Source organism: Salmonella sp. JXY0409-18, from assembly GCF_020268625.1.
Classification (GTDB): domain Bacteria; phylum Pseudomonadota; class Gammaproteobacteria; order Enterobacterales; family Enterobacteriaceae; genus Salmonella; species Salmonella enterica.
In genome coordinates this window covers 2,752,724-2,768,281 of sequence record NZ_CP084216.1, presented here as the reverse complement: position 1 = coordinate 2,768,281, position 15,558 = coordinate 2,752,724, and the positions used below count along the sequence as shown (strand labels likewise).

17 protein-coding genes, 1 tRNA gene and 2 pseudogenes are annotated in these 15,558 nt (G+C 49.0%); 8 read left to right on the top strand and 12 right to left on the bottom strand.

All coding sequences use genetic code 11. The annotated features are described in order from the left end of the window. The first annotated feature begins 61 nt into the window (after positions 1 to 61). Positions 62 to 2,116: a DNA helicase IV gene (gene helD, locus LDB27_RS13500; protein WP_000420528.1), complete on the top strand. Its 2,055-nt coding sequence runs from the start codon at positions 62 to 64 to the stop codon at positions 2,114 to 2,116. Between the two features lie 56 nt (positions 2,117 to 2,172). On the opposite strand, the gene mgsA is transcribed toward helD, so the two are convergent. Both mgsA and LDB27_RS13490 read right to left on the bottom strand, forming a co-directional pair. After that, positions 2,173 to 2,631, bottom strand: a complete 459-nt coding sequence (gene mgsA / locus LDB27_RS13495; protein WP_000424187.1) for a methylglyoxal synthase — start codon at positions 2,629 to 2,631, stop codon at positions 2,173 to 2,175. Positions 2,632 to 2,725: 94 nt separating this feature from the next. Continuing rightward, the gene (locus tag LDB27_RS13490; RefSeq protein ID WP_000847729.1) at positions 2,726 to 3,388 is read right to left on the bottom strand and encodes a DUF2057 family protein; all 663 of its coding nucleotides are present in this window, start codon (positions 3,386 to 3,388) and stop codon (positions 2,726 to 2,728) included. A gap of 173 nt (positions 3,389 to 3,561) precedes the next feature. Between LDB27_RS13490 and LDB27_RS13485 the strand changes: the two genes are divergently transcribed. Continuing rightward, positions 3,562 to 3,975 (top strand): CoA-binding protein, encoded by a 414-nt coding sequence (locus tag LDB27_RS13485; RefSeq protein WP_001537782.1) that lies wholly within the window; start codon positions 3,562 to 3,564, stop codon positions 3,973 to 3,975. 44 nt (positions 3,976 to 4,019) lie between these two features. On the opposite strand, the gene hspQ is transcribed toward LDB27_RS13485, so the two are convergent. Both hspQ and rlmI read right to left on the bottom strand, forming a co-directional pair. Next, positions 4,020 to 4,337, bottom strand: coding sequence for a heat shock protein HspQ (hspQ, locus tag LDB27_RS13480; RefSeq protein WP_000561983.1), 318 nt, complete (start codon positions 4,335 to 4,337; stop codon positions 4,020 to 4,022). A 57-nt stretch (positions 4,338 to 4,394) separates the two neighbouring features. Continuing rightward, positions 4,395 to 5,606, bottom strand: coding sequence for a 23S rRNA (cytosine(1962)-C(5))-methyltransferase RlmI (gene rlmI / locus LDB27_RS13475; RefSeq protein WP_000140488.1), 1,212 nt, complete (start codon positions 5,604 to 5,606; stop codon positions 4,395 to 4,397). Positions 5,607 to 5,820: 214 nt separating this feature from the next. Here rlmI and LDB27_RS13470 point away from each other — a divergent pair, with 214 nt between their 5' ends. Genes LDB27_RS13470 through yccX form a run of 3 tightly spaced genes read left to right on the top strand, consistent with a single transcriptional unit; the run spans position 5,821 to position 7,504 of the window. Continuing rightward, entirely contained in the window at positions 5,821 to 6,369 is a 549-nt protein-coding gene (locus LDB27_RS13470) for a YbhB/YbcL family Raf kinase inhibitor-like protein (RefSeq protein ID WP_000859426.1), read from the top strand. A 25-nt stretch (positions 6,370 to 6,394) separates the two neighbouring features. Then, the gene (locus LDB27_RS13465) at positions 6,395 to 7,174 is read left to right on the top strand and encodes a helix-turn-helix transcriptional regulator (RefSeq protein WP_000548082.1); all 780 of its coding nucleotides are present in this window, start codon (positions 6,395 to 6,397) and stop codon (positions 7,172 to 7,174) included. 48 nt (positions 7,175 to 7,222) lie between these two features. Then, positions 7,223 to 7,504, top strand: coding sequence for an acylphosphatase (gene yccX, locus LDB27_RS13460; protein ID WP_000072884.1), 282 nt, complete (start codon positions 7,223 to 7,225; stop codon positions 7,502 to 7,504). Here yccX and tusE read toward each other — a convergent pair. Then, positions 7,501 to 7,830: a sulfurtransferase TusE gene (gene tusE / locus LDB27_RS13455; RefSeq protein ID WP_000904446.1), complete on the bottom strand. Its 330-nt coding sequence runs from the start codon at positions 7,828 to 7,830 to the stop codon at positions 7,501 to 7,503. The two genes, yccX and tusE, sit on opposite strands and share 4 nt — an antisense overlap. An 86-nt stretch (positions 7,831 to 7,916) precedes the next feature. Next, entirely contained in the window at positions 7,917 to 8,576 is a 660-nt protein-coding gene (yccA, locus tag LDB27_RS13450; protein WP_000374046.1) for an FtsH protease modulator YccA, read from the bottom strand. 394 nt (positions 8,577 to 8,970) lie between these two features. Here yccA and LDB27_RS13445 point away from each other — a divergent pair. Continuing rightward, positions 8,971 to 9,058, top strand: a tRNA-Ser gene (locus LDB27_RS13445). Positions 9,059 to 9,193: 135 nt separating this feature from the next. Here the strand turns inward: LDB27_RS13445 and pipA are convergent. Both pipA and pipB read right to left on the bottom strand, forming a co-directional pair. Beyond that, positions 9,194 to 9,694: pseudogene (gene pipA / locus LDB27_RS13440) on the bottom strand (type III secretion system effector protease PipA); the annotation flags it as partial. A gap of 170 nt (positions 9,695 to 9,864) precedes the next feature. Next, positions 9,865 to 10,740 carry an SPI-2 type III secretion system effector PipB gene (pipB, locus tag LDB27_RS13435; RefSeq protein WP_001123036.1) on the bottom strand — a complete coding sequence of 292 codons (876 nt, stop codon included), beginning with the start codon at positions 10,738 to 10,740 and terminating at the stop codon, positions 9,865 to 9,867. A 217-nt stretch (positions 10,741 to 10,957) separates the two neighbouring features. On the opposite strand from pipB, the pseudogene LDB27_RS13430 reads away from it, so the two are divergent. Next, positions 10,958 to 11,277: pseudogene (locus LDB27_RS13430) on the top strand (hypothetical protein). A gap of 9 nt (positions 11,278 to 11,286) precedes the next feature. Here the strand turns inward: LDB27_RS13430 and sigE are convergent. Further along, positions 11,287 to 11,628: a type III secretion system chaperone SigE gene (gene sigE, locus LDB27_RS13425; RefSeq protein ID WP_000444724.1), complete on the bottom strand. Its 342-nt coding sequence runs from the start codon at positions 11,626 to 11,628 to the stop codon at positions 11,287 to 11,289. Between the two features lie 16 nt (positions 11,629 to 11,644). Next, the gene (gene sopB / locus LDB27_RS13420; protein WP_001166958.1) at positions 11,645 to 13,330 is read right to left on the bottom strand and encodes an SPI-1 type III secretion system effector inositol phosphate phosphatase SopB; all 1,686 of its coding nucleotides are present in this window, start codon (positions 13,328 to 13,330) and stop codon (positions 11,645 to 11,647) included. A 331-nt stretch (positions 13,331 to 13,661) separates the two neighbouring features. Between sopB and LDB27_RS13415 the strand changes: the two genes are divergently transcribed. Next, positions 13,662 to 13,832 (top strand): YlcI/YnfO family protein, encoded by a 171-nt coding sequence (locus tag LDB27_RS13415; protein ID WP_001111006.1) that lies wholly within the window; start codon positions 13,662 to 13,664, stop codon positions 13,830 to 13,832. Here the strand turns inward: LDB27_RS13415 and LDB27_RS13410 are convergent, their stop codons facing one another. Both LDB27_RS13410 and LDB27_RS13405 read right to left on the bottom strand, forming a co-directional pair. After that, a complete protein-coding gene (locus LDB27_RS13410; protein ID WP_000174815.1) occupies positions 13,833 to 13,943 on the bottom strand; it encodes a hypothetical protein in 111 nt (36 codons plus the stop codon). 108 nt (positions 13,944 to 14,051) lie between these two features. After that, positions 14,052 to 15,521: a C69 family dipeptidase gene (locus LDB27_RS13405; protein ID WP_000760234.1), complete on the bottom strand. Its 1,470-nt coding sequence runs from the start codon at positions 15,519 to 15,521 to the stop codon at positions 14,052 to 14,054. Positions 15,522 to 15,558: the final 37 nt, after the last annotated feature.

The following is a 15,558-nucleotide window of genomic DNA, read 5'->3' as shown; positions in this document are numbered from 1 at the left end:
AGCACGTTTTCTCTGGCGGTTACACTGATAAGCACATCTTTACGTCTGGATTCGCTGAGTCATGGAACTGAAAGCTACTTCTCTTGGAAAACGTCTGGCGCAACACCCGTATGATCGTGCCGTGATCCTCAACGCTGGGGTGAAAGTGTCTGGCGACAGGCATGAATATCTTATTCCATTCAATCAGTTATTGGCGATTCACTGTAAGCGTGGGCTGGTATGGGGCGAGCTGGAGTTTGTCCTGCCGGAGGATAAAGTCGTGCGTTTGCATGGTACTGAGTGGTCGGAAACCCAGCAATTCCATCGCTATCTGGACGCGCACTGGCGTCGCTGGAGCCAGGAGATGAGTGATGTCGCCGCGCAGGCATTGCAGGAGCAATGGGAGCGTATTAGTGAGCGAACGGGCGAAAACCAATGGCTTACCCGTGAACGCGTTCGGGGGCTGGAACACGAAATTCGCCAGACGTTTGCCGCCTTGCCGCTGCCGGTCTCACGTCTGGAGGAGTTTGCTCACTGTCGCGAGATATGGCGTAAGTGTCTGGCCTGGTTACAGGATAGCGAGGGAAGTCGGCAGCAGCATAATCAGGCGTATGCTGATGCCATGCTGGAAGCGCATGCCGACTTTTTTACGCAGATAGAATCTTCTCCGCTTAATCCTTCCCAGGCCAGGGCGGTGGTTAACGGCGAATCATCGTTACTGGTACTGGCGGGCGCGGGAAGCGGTAAGACCTCGGTGCTGGTGGCGCGCGCGGGTTGGCTGTTGGCGCGCGGACAAGCAGATGCGGGGCAAATTCTTTTACTGGCGTTTGGTCGCAAGGCGGCAGAGGAGATGGATGAGCGTATCCGCGAGCGCTTACATACGGAAGAGATTACTGCCCGTACGTTCCATTCGCTGGCGCTGTATATTATTCAGCAAGGCAGTAAAAAAGCGCCGGTTGTCAGTAAGCTGGAAAGTGACGCCACCGCGCGGCATCAGCTATTTCTGCGCACCTGGCGTCAGCAGTGTAGCGAGAAAAAAGCGCAGGCCAAAGGCTGGCGTCAGTGGCTGGAAGAGGAGATGCAGTGGGTAGTGCCGGAAGGTAATTTCTGGGACGATGAGACATTGCAGCGGCGTCTGGCCCCTCGCCTGGATCGTTGGGTCAGCTTGATGCGTATGCACGGCGGCGCGCAGGCAGAAATGATCGCTGGCGCGCCAGAGGAGTGCCGCGAGCTGTTTGGCAAACGCATTAAGCTGATGGCGCCGCTGCTGAAGGCCTGGAAAAGCGCGTTGAAAGCGGAAAATGCCGTTGATTTCTCCGGTCTGATCCATCAGGCAATGGTGATCCTCGAAAAAGGGCGTTTTATCAGCCCGTGGAAGCATATTCTGGTCGATGAATTTCAGGATATTTCCCCGCAACGGGCGGCGCTGTTAGAAGCACTGCGCAAGCAGAATAGCCAGACTACGCTGTTTGCCGTGGGCGATGACTGGCAGGCGATTTACCGTTTTAGCGGGGCGCAGCTCTCCTTAACGACGGCGTTTCATCAGATGTTCGGCGAGGGCGAGCATTGCCACCTGGACACCACGTACCGTTTTAACAGTCGGATTGGCGATATTGCCAATCGCTTTGTACAGCAGAATCCGCACCAGCTTAAAAAACCGTTAAATAGTCTGACCCCAGGCGATAAAAAAGCGGTGACGTTATTAGATGAAAGCCAGTTGGACGCGTTACTGGATAAATTATCCGGCTATGCGAAGGAAGATGAACGTATCCTGGTGCTGGCGCGCTATCATCATCTGAAACCCGCGAGTCTACAAAAAGCGGCGACTCGCTGGCCGAAGTTACAGATAGACTTCATGACTATCCATGCCAGCAAAGGCCAACAGGCCGATTACGTGATTCTTGTCGGATTGCAGGAGGGTAACGACGGTTTCCCCGCCCCGGCGCGAGAATCCATTATGGAAAGTGCGCTTCTTCCTCAGGTTGAGGATTTTCCGGACGCTGAAGAGCGGCGTTTGTTATATGTGGCGTTGACGCGCGCGCGTGCGCGGGTCTGGCTGCTTTTTAATAAAGATAATCCCTCGCGCTTTGTGGAGGCGCTTAAACAGCTGGATGTGCCGGTGGCGAGGAAGCCCTAAAGCGCGGGCGGTACAGCATCCCGCCCGCGTAGCGGTTATTTCAGGCCGCGTAGCGGTTATTTCAGGCGCTCGGCCAGATAACGCGCATAATCCGGAATAAGAATATCTACAGCGTCATTAAAATGCGGGGACTGGATGATAAAGTCCGCCGTTGAGACATTAGTGGCGACAGGAATATTCCATACGGTGGCCAGACGCAGTAGCGCTTTGACATCGGGGTCGTGCGGTACCGCGTTAAGCGGGTCCCAGAAGAAAATCAACACGTCGATTTTCCCTTCTGAAATGAGCGCGCCAACCTGCTGGTCGCCGCCCATCGGGCCGCTCAGCATCGCATTAACGTCCATACCGGTTGCGCGCTGGATCAGATTCCCCGTGGTGCCGGTTGCATAAAGAACGTGTTTTTCCAGCAACGGCTGATGGCGTTCCACCCAGTTCATTAACATCTGTTTGCAGTGGTCGTGAGCAACCAACGCGATATGTTTGCGCGTCGGCAAGGTGCGAGTCGTCAGTTCCATAATTCGATTCCGTAGTTAACCTGTCTACAGATTACTGGAAGCGCTTGATGCTGCAAGAGAAAGACAAAAAAATTGCGCGCTGGGACAACTCATATCAAGAGGGCGGCTGTTTTTCCGCCCATTGCAGAAAATGATGGCGTGTCTGCGGGTCGGCCAGTCGGAACCAATATTTCAGCCGCTGTTCTGTCAGAGTTTGTGATTGCGGCGGTACGGTATCAAGCTCTGAGACGTCGGAAAGTAATGTGCTGTCGTCTGCCATCATCGTGGCGAACTGAGGAAGCGAGGCGCGTTTCGCCGATTTATTATAACGCTCGGTCTCTATTTCATAATCGACCACTTTAGCCGTAGAAGTAATGGCCAGAATATCGAGTTTTACCGGAATGGGCATGGCGTCGCCGTCCAAAAGCGCCAGACGCGGCGCCGCGTTAAAATGCGAGGCTTCGCGCTCGTTTTCCAGCCGTGGGAGCTGGAAATTGACCTGATTTATCAGTTGGGTATCGAAACTTATCACCAGCGGCGGAGAAATATAAAGCCGCTCTTCATTACCGGGCAGGCGGATGGTTTTTTCCACCCGGAAAACGAGTTGATGCGGCCCGTTTTCCAGTTCGATGCTCTCTGCGCCGCGTAATAAAGAGCTGGACACCTTTTTGCCGTCCAGCACCAGCAGATCAACCTCATTCGACAGACGGAGCGTTGTGGCAAAAACAGTCACCGGCAAACAGAGAGCAAGGAAGGTGGTTAGCGCGCCGGTTTTCATAAGGTTCTCCTGTCCAAAGGCCGTCTGGCTAATAATGTATCGAAATTTTTCTTAGATCATGTTTACTAACATATAGACATATTTTGGCGTTTTGCTCTCATACATCGGTATGGGATGAATGGTTGCTATGTCAGGTTTGTCGTACACTTTGCAAAACAGCCAGGAGAAAGATGATGAAAGAGACCGATATTGCTGATGTATTGACGTCCACTCGCACTATCGCGCTGGTAGGTGCGAGCGATAAACCCGATCGTCCAAGTTATCGGGTAATGAAATACCTGCTTGAGCAGGGTTACCATGTGATTCCGGTTGCGCCAAAAGTCGCGGGTAAGACATTGCTGGGGCAACAGGGGTATGCCACGCTGGCGGACATTCCCGAAAAAGTCGATATGGTGGATGTTTTTCGCAACTCTGAAGCTGCATGGGGCGTCGCACAGGAAGCTATCGCCATCGGCGCAAAAACGCTGTGGCTACAGCTTGGCGTGATCAACGAACAGGCGGCGGTACTGGCGCGGGATGCAGGCATGACCGTGGTGATGGATCGTTGTCCGGCGATTGAGATCCCTCGCCTGGGGCTGGCGAAATAAAAGTTTAAATGGCCGGATATCGCCCTCCGGCCTTTTAAATACAATCAGTTACGTAGTCGCGGTGCCTGAAGCTGCTTGCGAATGGTTCGCGCCAGTTCATCCATCGATGGCTGTTCTGGATGCTCGTCCCGCATTTCGCTTCGCAACTGGGCCTCGGCCAGATAAGTATGCACTGGCTGACCATCATCATCTTCCATTACCACGTGGTACCACGGAGCAGCGCGAAGTTCGTCGTTAACCGCCAGTTCATCAGGCGACGGCTCATCAAGCGAATATTCCGGGTCGATATCGACGACCACTCCGAGGTAACCTAACAGGGAATGGCGGACCTGTTGGCCGATACCGAATTTGCTGGCTATCATAGTCACCTCCCGGGAAATAGATACCCTTTATATGAGGATACTATTCCACTTTTCAAGTTACATGACGCGACAGGCAAACCCTTTCAGATACAGCCCTTCCGGGTAGGTGGCGATCACCGGGTGATCGGCGGCCTGACGGAACTGCTCTATAAATTGTACATCACGACCGGCATCTATTGCGGCATCGGCAATGATTTTCTGAAATAAATCGCTGGTCATCAGTCCGGAGCAAGAGAATGTCAGCAGTATGCCGCCCGGATTGAGCAGTTGAATCGCTAACATGTTAATGTCTTTATAGCCCCGGCAGGCACCCATTAACTGGCTTTTATTTTCGACGAATTTGGGCGGGTCCATGATGATGACGTCGAATTTTTCGCCGTGTTCACGGTAAGCGCGCAGCAACTTAAACACGTCATCGCGCACGAATTCGGCTTTGCTCAAATCCAGTTGGTTCAGTTCAACGTTTTGCCTGGCGATATCCAGCGCATCCTGTGAGGTATCCACGCTGACAACCTGGCGACAACCGCCCATTAATGCCGACACGGCAAAACCGCCGGTATAAGAGAAGCAGTTCAGTACCCGCTGATTTTCCACGTAGCGGCGCGTCGCCAGACGACTGTCGCGCTGATCAAGATAATAACCGGTTTTGTGGCCGCCCTGGATATCAACCAGCAATTTCATACCGTGTTCTTCAATTGGCAGAAGCGCAGGCGGCAGTTCGCCAGTGACCGGGCCTTGCGTCAGCGCCATCCCTTCTTTTTTCCGCACGGCGACGTCGCTGCGATCGTAAATAGCGCAATCCGGATAGCATGTTTGCAGAGCGCTAATTAATGCGGCGCGTTGATATTCCGCCCCGGCGCTGAGCAGTTGCAGCACCAAAAAATGACCAAAACGATCGATAGTGACGCCAGGCAGGCCATCGGACTCACCGGCGATCAGACGATAGCTATCCAGGCCGTCTTTTTTCGCCAGCCAGTCGCGCCACTGCTGCGCCTGGCGCAGGCGGCGGGTGAAAAACGCAATATCAATGGATTCTGCTTTATCAAATGTCCAGACGCGCGCGCGGATCTGGGATGCTGGCGACCAGGCGCCGCGTGCTAACCACTTTCCCTGATGGTCGACGATATCGATAGTTTCACCGAGGTTGGCTTTGCCTTCCAGGCGGGATACGGCGCCGGAAAAGACCCATGGGTGGCGGCGGAGTAAAGATTTTTCTCGCCCTTTGCTGAGGACTAAACGGGGATATTGCGAAAATGTAGATTCAGTCATGCGGAGTAACCTCTCACAAACAGTAACGCGAGCCGGATGATAGCTCCAGCCAGGGACCGTGAAAACGAAATGGCGCGTAGGGTAGCACAGATAAGAGGGGCAATCATCAGCGTATGGTGGTGAGCGTTTCTGCACAAAATAGAATCGTAAAGGCACAGTTTCTTCAGCGGGCGCTTTTTATAGTGTTATTTCTTTATATGAAGAAGGAAATACAATGAAAACAGTCTTCTCTTTGACCGCAGCCGCAATGATGGCATTGAGTGGCAGCGTATCTGCCGCATCGGCGTTTAGCCTCAGTAGCGCGGATATTCCGGCGGATTTTCGTTTAACGCAACAGCACGTCTTTAAAGGATTTGGTTGTAGCGGAGAAAATATTTCGCCGCAGCTGAGCTGGCGCAATCCGCCTGCCGGAACCAAAAGCTACGCTATTACCGTCTTCGATCCTGATGCGCCCACCGGAAGCGGCTGGTGGCACTGGACGATGGTGAATATTCCTGCGCAGATTCACGACCTGCCGACGGGGGCTGATAAAAAAACGTTACCCGCTGGAGTGGTGCAGGGACGTAATGATTTCGGTTATGCTGGCTTTGGCGGCGCCTGTCCGCCGCCGGGCGATAAGCCTCATCGCTATCAGTTTACTGTGTGGGCGCTGAATACGGCAACACTGCCGCTCGACAGTGAGTCGAGTGGCGCGTTGGTAGGGTTTATGCTTAACGCGCATGTGATTGCGAAAGCAAAATTCACGGCCACATACGGAAGGTAAAACAGAGGACGGCACGGTGCAGGAGATGCATATTCGACATCAGGATCTTACGACGGCAGAGGTGCGTTCCAGTCATCTGCACCGTTTGCATCGAGTTACGCTTTTTTCCGCCGCTATCTGCCATATTACGCAGGGCAGTAAAGTCATCATTCAGGATGATAGCCGCCTTGTCGCCGGGCCGGGCGAGTTGATTATTATTCCGGCGAACACGCCGCTGGAGATTATTAATCAGCCTGCGCAGAACGGTTTTCGCTCCGACCTGTTGTTACTTTCACCGGAGATTATTGCTCGCTTTAAAACGATGTACGTTCAGGATTATCCACCGGCAAACCTGACATCGCTGTGTACCCCGATGAGCCGTAGCCTGACATTTATGTGGGAGAACGTGTTGGATGCTGTGCGCCAGGGTTTACCCGTTGGGCTACAGGAACATCAGGCGATGGGGTTACTGTTAGCGCTTTTACATGATGGCGCGGCGGGACCGCTGCTTATTGAACGGCGTTACACCCTCACGGAGCAGGTGCGGCAACTGATTATGCTCTCACCTGCTAAGCTATGGACAGCCCAGGAGATAGCCCGCCGCCTTGCTATGGGAACATCGACGCTGCGTCGACGTTTGCAGCGCGAATCGCAGAGTTATCGACAAATTGTTGAAGAGGTGCGCATGTCCTGCGCGCTTTCTCAACTGCAATCGACGACGCTGCCGATCGGCGAAATAGCGCTACGGTGCGGCTACCTGTCGGGGTCGCGGTTTACGGCCAGATTCCGCCAACATTATGGGTGTCTCCCCAGCCAGGTACGTTAAGTATGTCCTGTATGAGCTTCCACCACTGATTATGAAAGGAGAACCATCATGTCGAACGTCTGCATTATCGCCTGGGTTTATGGTCGCGTTCAGGGAGTCGGGTTTCGCTATACCACGCAGCATGAGGCGCAGCGGCTGGGGTTAACCGGCTATGCGAAGAATATGGATGACGGAAGCGTAGAAGTAGTGGCCTGTGGCGACGCGGCGCAGGTGGAAAAACTCATCAAGTGGCTGAAAGAGGGCGGGCCGCGCTCTGCTCGTGTGGACAAAATCCTCACTGAACCGCACAGCCCTCGCGAGACGTTAACAGGCTTCAGTATTCGGTATTAAATACACTTTACCGGCTTGGGCAGACCGGCGATTTTGGTCGCTTGCTTTGCCGGGCCTTTCGGGAACAGACGATACAGATAGCGGCTGTTGCCTTTTTCTTCGCCGAACTTATTCGCCATCGCTTTTACCAGCATTCGGATGGCGGGAGAGGTATTAAACTCCAGGTAAAATTCGCGCACGAAGCGCACGACTTCCCAGTGTTCCGCAGAGAGCTCAATGCCTTCATTGGCGGCGATAGCGACTGCCAGCGCTTCACTCCACTGCGTCGTCTCTTTCAGATAGCCTTCGCTATCAGTACTGATTTCTTTACCTTCAAAGATCAACATAACGTTTCACTGCGTAATCAACACGGACGGCAGTGTAGCAAAAAATAAAGCCCTGCATAAGCAGGGCTGGAAGAGGGGAATGTCGATTAGTCGCGGCTGGCGAAGCCCAGGATGCTGAGCAGGCTGACAAAGATGTTGTACAGCGAAACGTACAGACTGACGGTCGCACGAATATAGTTGGTTTCACCGCCGTGAATGATGTTACTGGTTTCATACAGGATAGCGCCCGAGGAAATCAGGATAAACACCGCGCTAATCGCCAGGTGCAATGCAGGCAGTTGCAGGAAAATATTCGCCACCATACCAATCAGCACGACGACGATCCCGGCCATTAACATACCGCCCAGGAAAGACATATCCTTACGGGTGGTCAGAACGTAAGCGGAGCAGCAGAAAAATACTAACGCGGTACCACCCAGCGCCAGGCCAATGACATCGCCCATGCCTGCTGACAGATAGGCGTTAAGAATCGGGCCCAGGATATAGCCGAGGAAGCCGGTAAACGCAAAAGCAGACAGGATACCGACCGGCTTATTGGCGGTTTTATAGGTCAGGAACATCAGCCCATACATACCGACCAGCGTCAGAATCAGGCCGGGGGAGGGCAGCATCAGTACCGTACTGGCTGTCGCGGTAATTGCGGAGAAAGCCAGCGTCAGGCTCAACAGAAAATAGGTGTTGCGCAGTACTTTGTGCGTACTCAGTAGCGAGCTACGATCACGCGATGATGTAATGATACGATCCATTAGTCACTCTCTTATGACAGATGTAATTAATAAAGGAGAATAATAAAAACAGTCACTGTCACCCAGTGGTTTTACCCATCTTTACGCATTCGTTTACGTTTAGTTTCCTTAAGAGATTTCAGGTGATTACCGTCGTTAAAACGGTCTGCTCATGCCTGGCGCTACGCCATAAAACAGGCGGCAGCGCCAACTACGCGCTACCGATAAAAAATTGATAATCACAGAGGTAAAACAGTGGGGACGATCAACACGTATTAAGCCAGTTTTTGTGTTGAAGAAATGGTCAATGTGCCGCTATTTCAGGCAATTAACGAAATTTTGCCTGTTTTTCACGCAAAAGAACACATTCGGTCTTTACATGACGCACCGGGATGTTTATAGTGCGCCTCATTCCGGAAGTGTGGCCGAGCGGTTGAAGGCACCGGTCTTGAAAACCGGCGACCCGAAAGGGTTCCAGAGTTCGAATCTCTGCGCTTCCGCCAGATTAAACAAGGGGTTACCGAAAGGTAACCCCTTTGTTTTTTGGCGCTTAGAATATAGTTAGAAAATACTGCTAGAACATTTCCCGAAAAAACGGACTACGCGGGTTTTTAGTTTCTTTTCGTTTCCTGATGTGTCTATTTATTGAAGATGTAGACCATTCTGGGAGGTGAAGGATGCCCCATCTCTTTCAGAATAATGTTGGTATATTCGACAACAGGGCCTCCTGGATGATTTTCTTCTTTATCCTGAAGATGGGTCAGTGCATGTACAACTTCATGAATAAATGAACGTTTTATGTCAAAAAGTTGTCTTCCTTCGTTACTTTCATAATGTTCGGTATATGAATCATCAGAATCGTCCAGATTGAGACAAATAACTTTCCTGCCTTCTGAAAGTTTGAAGTGTTCCTGAGCCACGGTAGTTTCAAAGGCTTCGCCTGCCCCCAGTAGCCAGCGCTACTCCACATCATGTAGTTCTTTTTCATATGCGTAATTCATCAGTCTGCGGAATGTTTCGCTTTGGGTATACGCATTTTGAAGTACGGAGGATAGTTCATCGTAGCATTCGTCATAAGTGTCGTCATCAATTTCTGTATCAGGGTCTATTCCACCCGCGCCTGAGATAAGGTACTCCACAGCCTGGATATTTTTAATCAAAGAGCTTATTCTGCTACGCTCTCATATCAACAATGTAAAAATACGCTGAAAATGTTATTTATAATGAAACTTAGGGGCGGGGTTTATTTAATAAAACAAGGGGGGCTTCTGTTTGAATACTTCTTGTTTATAAAATCCCTTTATCTCGACTAAAATATTGGATGGGGGAAAAGCGTTTTATCATTGTAATCCGGGAGTGGAGTAGGGGTATGTTGACTACCTGTCAGATCGGCTCCTGTTAATGCTTTCGCTAAAGTTAGAGCTATCTTATCTAATTTTGCACCATTTAGTTTGGTGTCAGTTAAGTCTGAGCCGAATAGAATTGCAGCGGTTAAGTTTACACCGGACATGTTAGCGCAAGTCAGGTCTGCGTGAGTCAGGTTTGCTTTAGTCATGTTTGAACCCATTAGATTTACAGCGTGTAGATTTGCACAACACAAATTTGCACCGACTAAATTTACATTAGAAAGAGTTGTTTCACGGAAATCTGCATTAGAAGCATCTATTTTTGACAAATCTTCCCCCTGGAAATCTTTATGAGCCAGGTTTACTCCGCGCAGGTTCAGAAAACCATCCTCGGTTATAAGTGAATCAGGCTGTTGTATATTATGTTTACTCATCAGCTTTAACATTCGACATACATTCCAAAATCTCTCACTATCAACGTTATCCGTTACAGTTTTTCCATTTTTGTTCACTTCAATAATGACCATGGGATCCGTATTTTCGGATGCTGCTCCACATGACAGACATATAGTACACCCGTTGACATCCTCCAGAAATATTTTATTACCATCGAAGAAAGCATCTTTATTTACATATAATAATGATGTGGTCAGTTTTCCAATTACCTCCCGAAAGCATCTTTCATTGCTTCTTCTTACTCCACCACAGGTAAAAAAATTGACAAACCATTCCAGTATACCGCGTGGTGAAGTTGCACTTTTCATTGCTTCTTTCGTACCGGTACCGGCCGCATGCAAATATCTTAATATATTTTCTGGGGACGCGTTAGTTATTGGCATTTTGATTCCTTCTTATGGAAGTGAGTCGATTCCTTATAGGTGTGAGTCAAGTCACATTTATACAAGGAATAATAAAAAAAGATATAAGGTGATTTTTGTATTTAGAGCTTTGGTTGAGTATGAGTAGGTGTCTGGCATCTGACAAGAGGCGATGATATCTGCCATAACGGTGAAGCAGAAGTAATATCACCCGTGAATAATAAGATTATCCTTGCTATTGACTTCCTTCATTTCCAGCATAGCTTACGCTTCATCATCATTGAATAAACAATTAAGTTTGTTGAGCGAAAATTTACTTAAAGAAAAAATAATAAGTACCAATATTTTTGCAGCATTTCAACTTATAGCAGAATAAATGTGCGTAGATGGCGTAAAAACCTGATGAGCAGGAATACTTACACACTAAAAATGCTCCCGCAAACAGAGCAAAATGAGAAAGAGGAACGTTTGCCCCTTACATTTCCACCAAAGATTCTGGTTTTGTCTCTTGTAAAGGGCATACGTATCGCGTTTTATCTCATTAAGAAAGTATGTTGACGTATTACATTATGCATAATGCTCTTTCAATTGCTTCACGTTTGAAATGAATAATTCAAAACCAGTGAGCGCCTCTTCTTCGGTACTGGTTTGCGGCAAGCGATAAAGCGCCACTAAAGCAGTATTGTCTGCGTCAGCGCCGATAGTGACGGCGCTCGTGTAGTTAAGACGTAAAAAATGCTGCAAAGTCAGGATGTCGTCAGGCAGTGGCATAAAGGGACAGCACATTTCCAGTGTATGATCGGATTCATTAAAATAAACCTGTATCCCATCATCAATGATAAGCAGTGGCTCATCTTCTGGCGCATCCAGGCCTAACGCGTCATATAAACGATTTAATAGACTTTCCATATAGTTACCTCAAGACTCAAGATGTGATTAATGAAGAAATGCCTTTTACTGACTGCCAAATATTTTCATCCCCAACTCGTTTTTGATAGGAAAGATTGAGCACCTCTGGCGATAAATTTTTCATTACTTTGTTTCCCGCCCCGCCCGTATTTTGTTTCTGAATCTCCAGGTTGCCGCTATTCAGTAATACTTTTTGGAAAATTTTCTGTCCACCGCTATCCGGAAGACTACCAGGCGCACTTAACATATGGGTCTGATGTAAAGAAATGTGCTCTCGCTTGATTTCTGAATCCATCATCCCTGTACGATCTTTGCCGCTTTTACAATTCCAGGCGGGCACCGCGTCAATTTCATGGGCTAACATGGCAAGGCGTTGTGCGAGTTTATAGGGTTCACCGCCATCTTTATGATGTAGGTTATTTTTCCAGATATCCTTAATCTGGCGCGCTAATGTATTGACGACCTCATAATTATCCGGGTATTGCGCCAGCCATTCGCCAACCCAGCCACCAGGTCTGGCTTCAGGGCGTAAATCATTGCCTAATAACTGATGTAGCGCTTCGGCATTATATCTATCCGATGCCTTAAGGCCAAAGCCGAGCTTGAGCGCCAGCTCATTAACACCCACATTAAATGCGGCGACGTCCGGTTTTATTTTTACCGTCTGTAGATCGCCATCTTTATTGCGGATTTTTAAATGAATCATTTTTCCCGGCTGGGTCAACGATTGCCATGCGCGCATTTGATCCTCGACCATCGTTCCCTCTTTGCCGAAAATATTCGACGCGGTGAGTAACCCGACGGATACCAGTTTCAGGCTTACCGCTTCGCCCTCTAAGGCTCTGTTAAGCAACTCAGGTTTACTAAAAAGTGCCGCAGTTAATACTTCTTTGGCTTTGTTTTCAGCGCCGACCTGACGCAGAAGCGGATCTTTTTCATGATAGGGGGAAAGCACGCCATGACGTATCCCGCAAAAGAGCGTTTTATCTTTACCGTCCTCATGCACACTCACCGTGGACATCCACAAATTGTTGGCGTGATGAATATTCCTGGTATCCCAACTGCATACGCCCTTTCCCTGATAAGCACTGGGAAAGATATCTTTTGCGCCAATTTTCATCTCTGCGGCAGGGAGCTGCGTGTTGGTATAGTGATGCCCGTTATGCGTGAGTGTATTTTTTATGGTTTGCCAGGGCTGGTTATTAAGCTGCTTGACCTGAGCATCTCTAAACGCTACTGCCGCAAAGCGATGAGCTTCTTTTGCAGGTAGGCCATTTTGCTGCTGAGTGCGTGCTGCAATAAGTTCGATAAGATTTTTCTTCAATGCTTTTGCCGCGGCTTCTTCTTGTTTTGTTGCTGGCCGGTCCGCTTTAACTTTGGCTAACTCCATTTGGTTTGCCATTGACGTTAGAACCGGGTCTTGTTTACCCAGAACGGTTGCCGCGACGGTAAGAAGATCGCGCTGTAAGTTATAGAGGTTATGCAGCGAGTGGTTAGACGTCTTCTGATGCTGTAGATAATTCCCCCATGTCGCGCCGGGTTCTCGCAGGACAATAATTTCCGGGCGAACGTCGGGCGCTTTAGCCGGCGCTTTGCCCTGGCCTGAGAGAATCTGCATTCCGTTGTATAAGGTTTTTTGTAGGCTTTTAAAAGCCTCCTGGGTTTTTAGTGAAGCTGAGTGATAGAAGCTCTGTATTTGCATAGCGTTTTTAATATTCCTGAATAGGGGAGTGGGAACATTCAACAGGGTTAACAACCCTTTAAAAGAATGTGACTTTTATGCGCCAGGAACTTTAAAAAAATGTCCTTTTTAATGAGGAAACGCTTCTGATCAGGCGGGGAGGTGTCCTGACGTGCATACGTAGTGGCGATCATGGGGGGGAACGGCGCATCAAATGTTCATAAAATCTACAAACTTCACAATTTAGGGCACAACTTTTATTGAAAACCCACCTTCTTGACTCAGATCAAATTCACCGATTTACTCCTGCGTAAAGTAACGGCGTTACATCAAATGTTATACAGGTGTGTGTATGCCAGCAAAGCCCCGGACAAGTAAGACCGTGACGAAGAATATTCGTTTTTCCTATTCCATGCTTGAACAGATAGAATTCGCGTTGAAATCTGAAAAGACGCGGAATTTTTCAGCGTGGGTAAAAGAGGCCTGTCGGGAAAAGTTATGTAACACGGGACATAAGTTGTAGTTATCGTTTTATGCGAGAGGAGGCGGCCATTTTGAAAAGAACAACGTGCTTATATACCTCCTGGGTTTTTGCCGCTTTTGTCTCTCTGCTGATATTTGCCTGGAGTGTCATAAACTATCCTCTCTATGAATCCATAATAATTATTGTCTTTTATATCTGGCTAATTCTGGTGCCGCTTTATCTTATTGTGTATGAGTGGCTAATAGATTGTCATTAAATTTATGGTTGCGTACTTGAAAAGTGATATTTCATATCTGTGCGGTAAGTCATTGTCGTAATAATATTATTGGTCAGGCGACGGGCGAGCGTCTGCGCATTTTGCATCGTTTTATCTTCAAAATTTTGCAGTAAGCGTTGCGCTTCTTTCGGATGCGACGCATATAATCTCAGATAGCTCTGTTCCATCTTATACTGCTGCTTAGCTGTTTGCTGTTCAAATGTTTTCCAGGCGTGTTGCACATCTGGCGCAAACGCATTGTAGTCCTGCATAACCAGCGTTTGCAGCGTGCGGAATGTCCAGTAGGTAGAGTCGTTGCTCGCCCGATCGGTTCCTTTATCATCTCCGGGTTGATAATGACGCATCCCCTGATAATAGGGGAGATAGACGCTAAGAGATGGCATTCCATAGGCGATGTATTCTACGTTGCCGATAGCCTGCGGTAATTTCGGTCTGACCTGTAAAATATGTGACTCCTGGGTACGAAAAACGGATATAGGTCGCCATGGTTCTTGTGGATTATGATTGGCATAAGGGTCGTGCGACGTACCCTGATAGTGATTGCGTAACGCGTTTTTTACTGCCGCCACGCTGATCTTCGTTATTGGCGTTAAAAAAACAGGAAATGTTTCCCCTTCGCTAACGACCGTATCCAGATGCGGATTAAACTGGTGTTGTAGCGTCCAGACGCGCGGATAATTATAGGTGGTATCGTTTTTGTTATCCTGCGAATAGGCTTGATGAAAGTCGAATTCGCCGCGGGCCGGATCATATAATCCCTGCTTTTTCGCAAAGCTTACTAACGTTGGTGACGCCATATAATTCGCGTTATCATTCGGATCGTAATGCCGTAAACGTCCCTGATTGGCGGAAACGAAATAGCTATCTGCCGGAAGTCGTACTGCCAGCCATTGATGACCGCTTCCCGTCTCCAGATACCATATCTCTTTGCTATCAATAAACGCGACGCCGAAACCTTCGCCCGCGCCTTTTTGTTCAATAATGTCTCCCAGTAATTTGGCGCCCTGACGCGCCGATTGCGCCACTGGCAGGATCACGGACTCAATGGCGTCTTCCGTGATTCCCGTTTTTGTCACGTAAGGATCGGCAGCCAGCGCCGCTCTGCCGTTATAAATGGTTTCCGTTGCGCTCATTCCGACGCCCGCCGAATTGAAACCGGCTTCACCCATGGCGTTATCGTTAGTATCAAAGTCATGAATCGCCGTATAGCGCATCGCTGTCTCCGGAAGCGGCCAGCTAAAATTGTTCCGATGTGCTTTATACTCGCCTTGTTGATGAAACGCGACGGGATGAATAACCTTATGCTTGGCGTTATTTGCCGAGCCATCCTCGTTGCGCGCGATAATAAAGGAGCCGTCAGCCGAAGCCTGATTGCCTACCAAAAGGGTAGTACAGGCGATGACTTTACCCATACCCAGCAGCGTAACGGCGAATGCAAGATACTTTTTCATAAAGGTTCCCACTGAATAACGCGTTATGGGATGAATT

Excerpts from the sequence above, each read along its gene's own strand:
- LDB27_RS13465 (WP_000548082.1), top strand. The coding sequence starts at position 6,395 with ATGCATATTCGACATCAGGATCTTACGACGGCAGAGGTGCGTTCCAGT.
- sopB (WP_001166958.1), bottom strand. The coding sequence starts at position 13,330 with ATGCAAATACAGAGCTTCTATCACTCAGCTTCACTAAAAACCCAGGAG.
- LDB27_RS13415 (WP_001111006.1), top strand. The coding sequence starts at position 13,662 with ATGCCAGCAAAGCCCCGGACAAGTAAGACCGTGACGAAGAATATTCGT.
- yccA (WP_000374046.1), bottom strand. The coding sequence starts at position 8,576 with ATGGATCGTATCATTACATCATCGCGTGATCGTAGCTCGCTACTGAGT.
- hspQ (WP_000561983.1), bottom strand. The coding sequence starts at position 4,337 with ATGATAGCCAGCAAATTCGGTATCGGCCAACAGGTCCGCCATTCCCTG.
- pipB (WP_001123036.1), bottom strand. The coding sequence starts at position 10,740 with ATGCCAATAACTAACGCGTCCCCAGAAAATATATTAAGATATTTGCAT.
- rlmI (WP_000140488.1), bottom strand. The coding sequence starts at position 5,606 with ATGACTGAATCTACATTTTCGCAATATCCCCGTTTAGTCCTCAGCAAA.
- LDB27_RS13470 (WP_000859426.1), top strand. The coding sequence starts at position 5,821 with ATGAAAACAGTCTTCTCTTTGACCGCAGCCGCAATGATGGCATTGAGT.
- helD (WP_000420528.1), top strand. The coding sequence starts at position 62 with ATGGAACTGAAAGCTACTTCTCTTGGAAAACGTCTGGCGCAACACCCG.
- yccX (WP_000072884.1), top strand. The coding sequence starts at position 7,223 with ATGTCGAACGTCTGCATTATCGCCTGGGTTTATGGTCGCGTTCAGGGA.
- mgsA (WP_000424187.1), bottom strand. The coding sequence starts at position 2,631 with ATGGAACTGACGACTCGCACCTTGCCGACGCGCAAACATATCGCGTTG.
- LDB27_RS13485 (WP_001537782.1), top strand. The coding sequence starts at position 3,562 with ATGAAAGAGACCGATATTGCTGATGTATTGACGTCCACTCGCACTATC.
- LDB27_RS13405 (WP_000760234.1), bottom strand. The coding sequence starts at position 15,521 with ATGAAAAAGTATCTTGCATTCGCCGTTACGCTGCTGGGTATGGGTAAA.
- sigE (WP_000444724.1), bottom strand. The coding sequence starts at position 11,628 with ATGGAAAGTCTATTAAATCGTTTATATGACGCGTTAGGCCTGGATGCG.
- tusE (WP_000904446.1), bottom strand. The coding sequence starts at position 7,830 with ATGTTGATCTTTGAAGGTAAAGAAATCAGTACTGATAGCGAAGGCTAT.
- LDB27_RS13490 (WP_000847729.1), bottom strand. The coding sequence starts at position 3,388 with ATGAAAACCGGCGCGCTAACCACCTTCCTTGCTCTCTGTTTGCCGGTG.
- LDB27_RS13410 (WP_000174815.1), bottom strand. The coding sequence starts at position 13,943 with ATGACACTCCAGGCAAATATCAGCAGAGAGACAAAAGCGGCAAAAACC.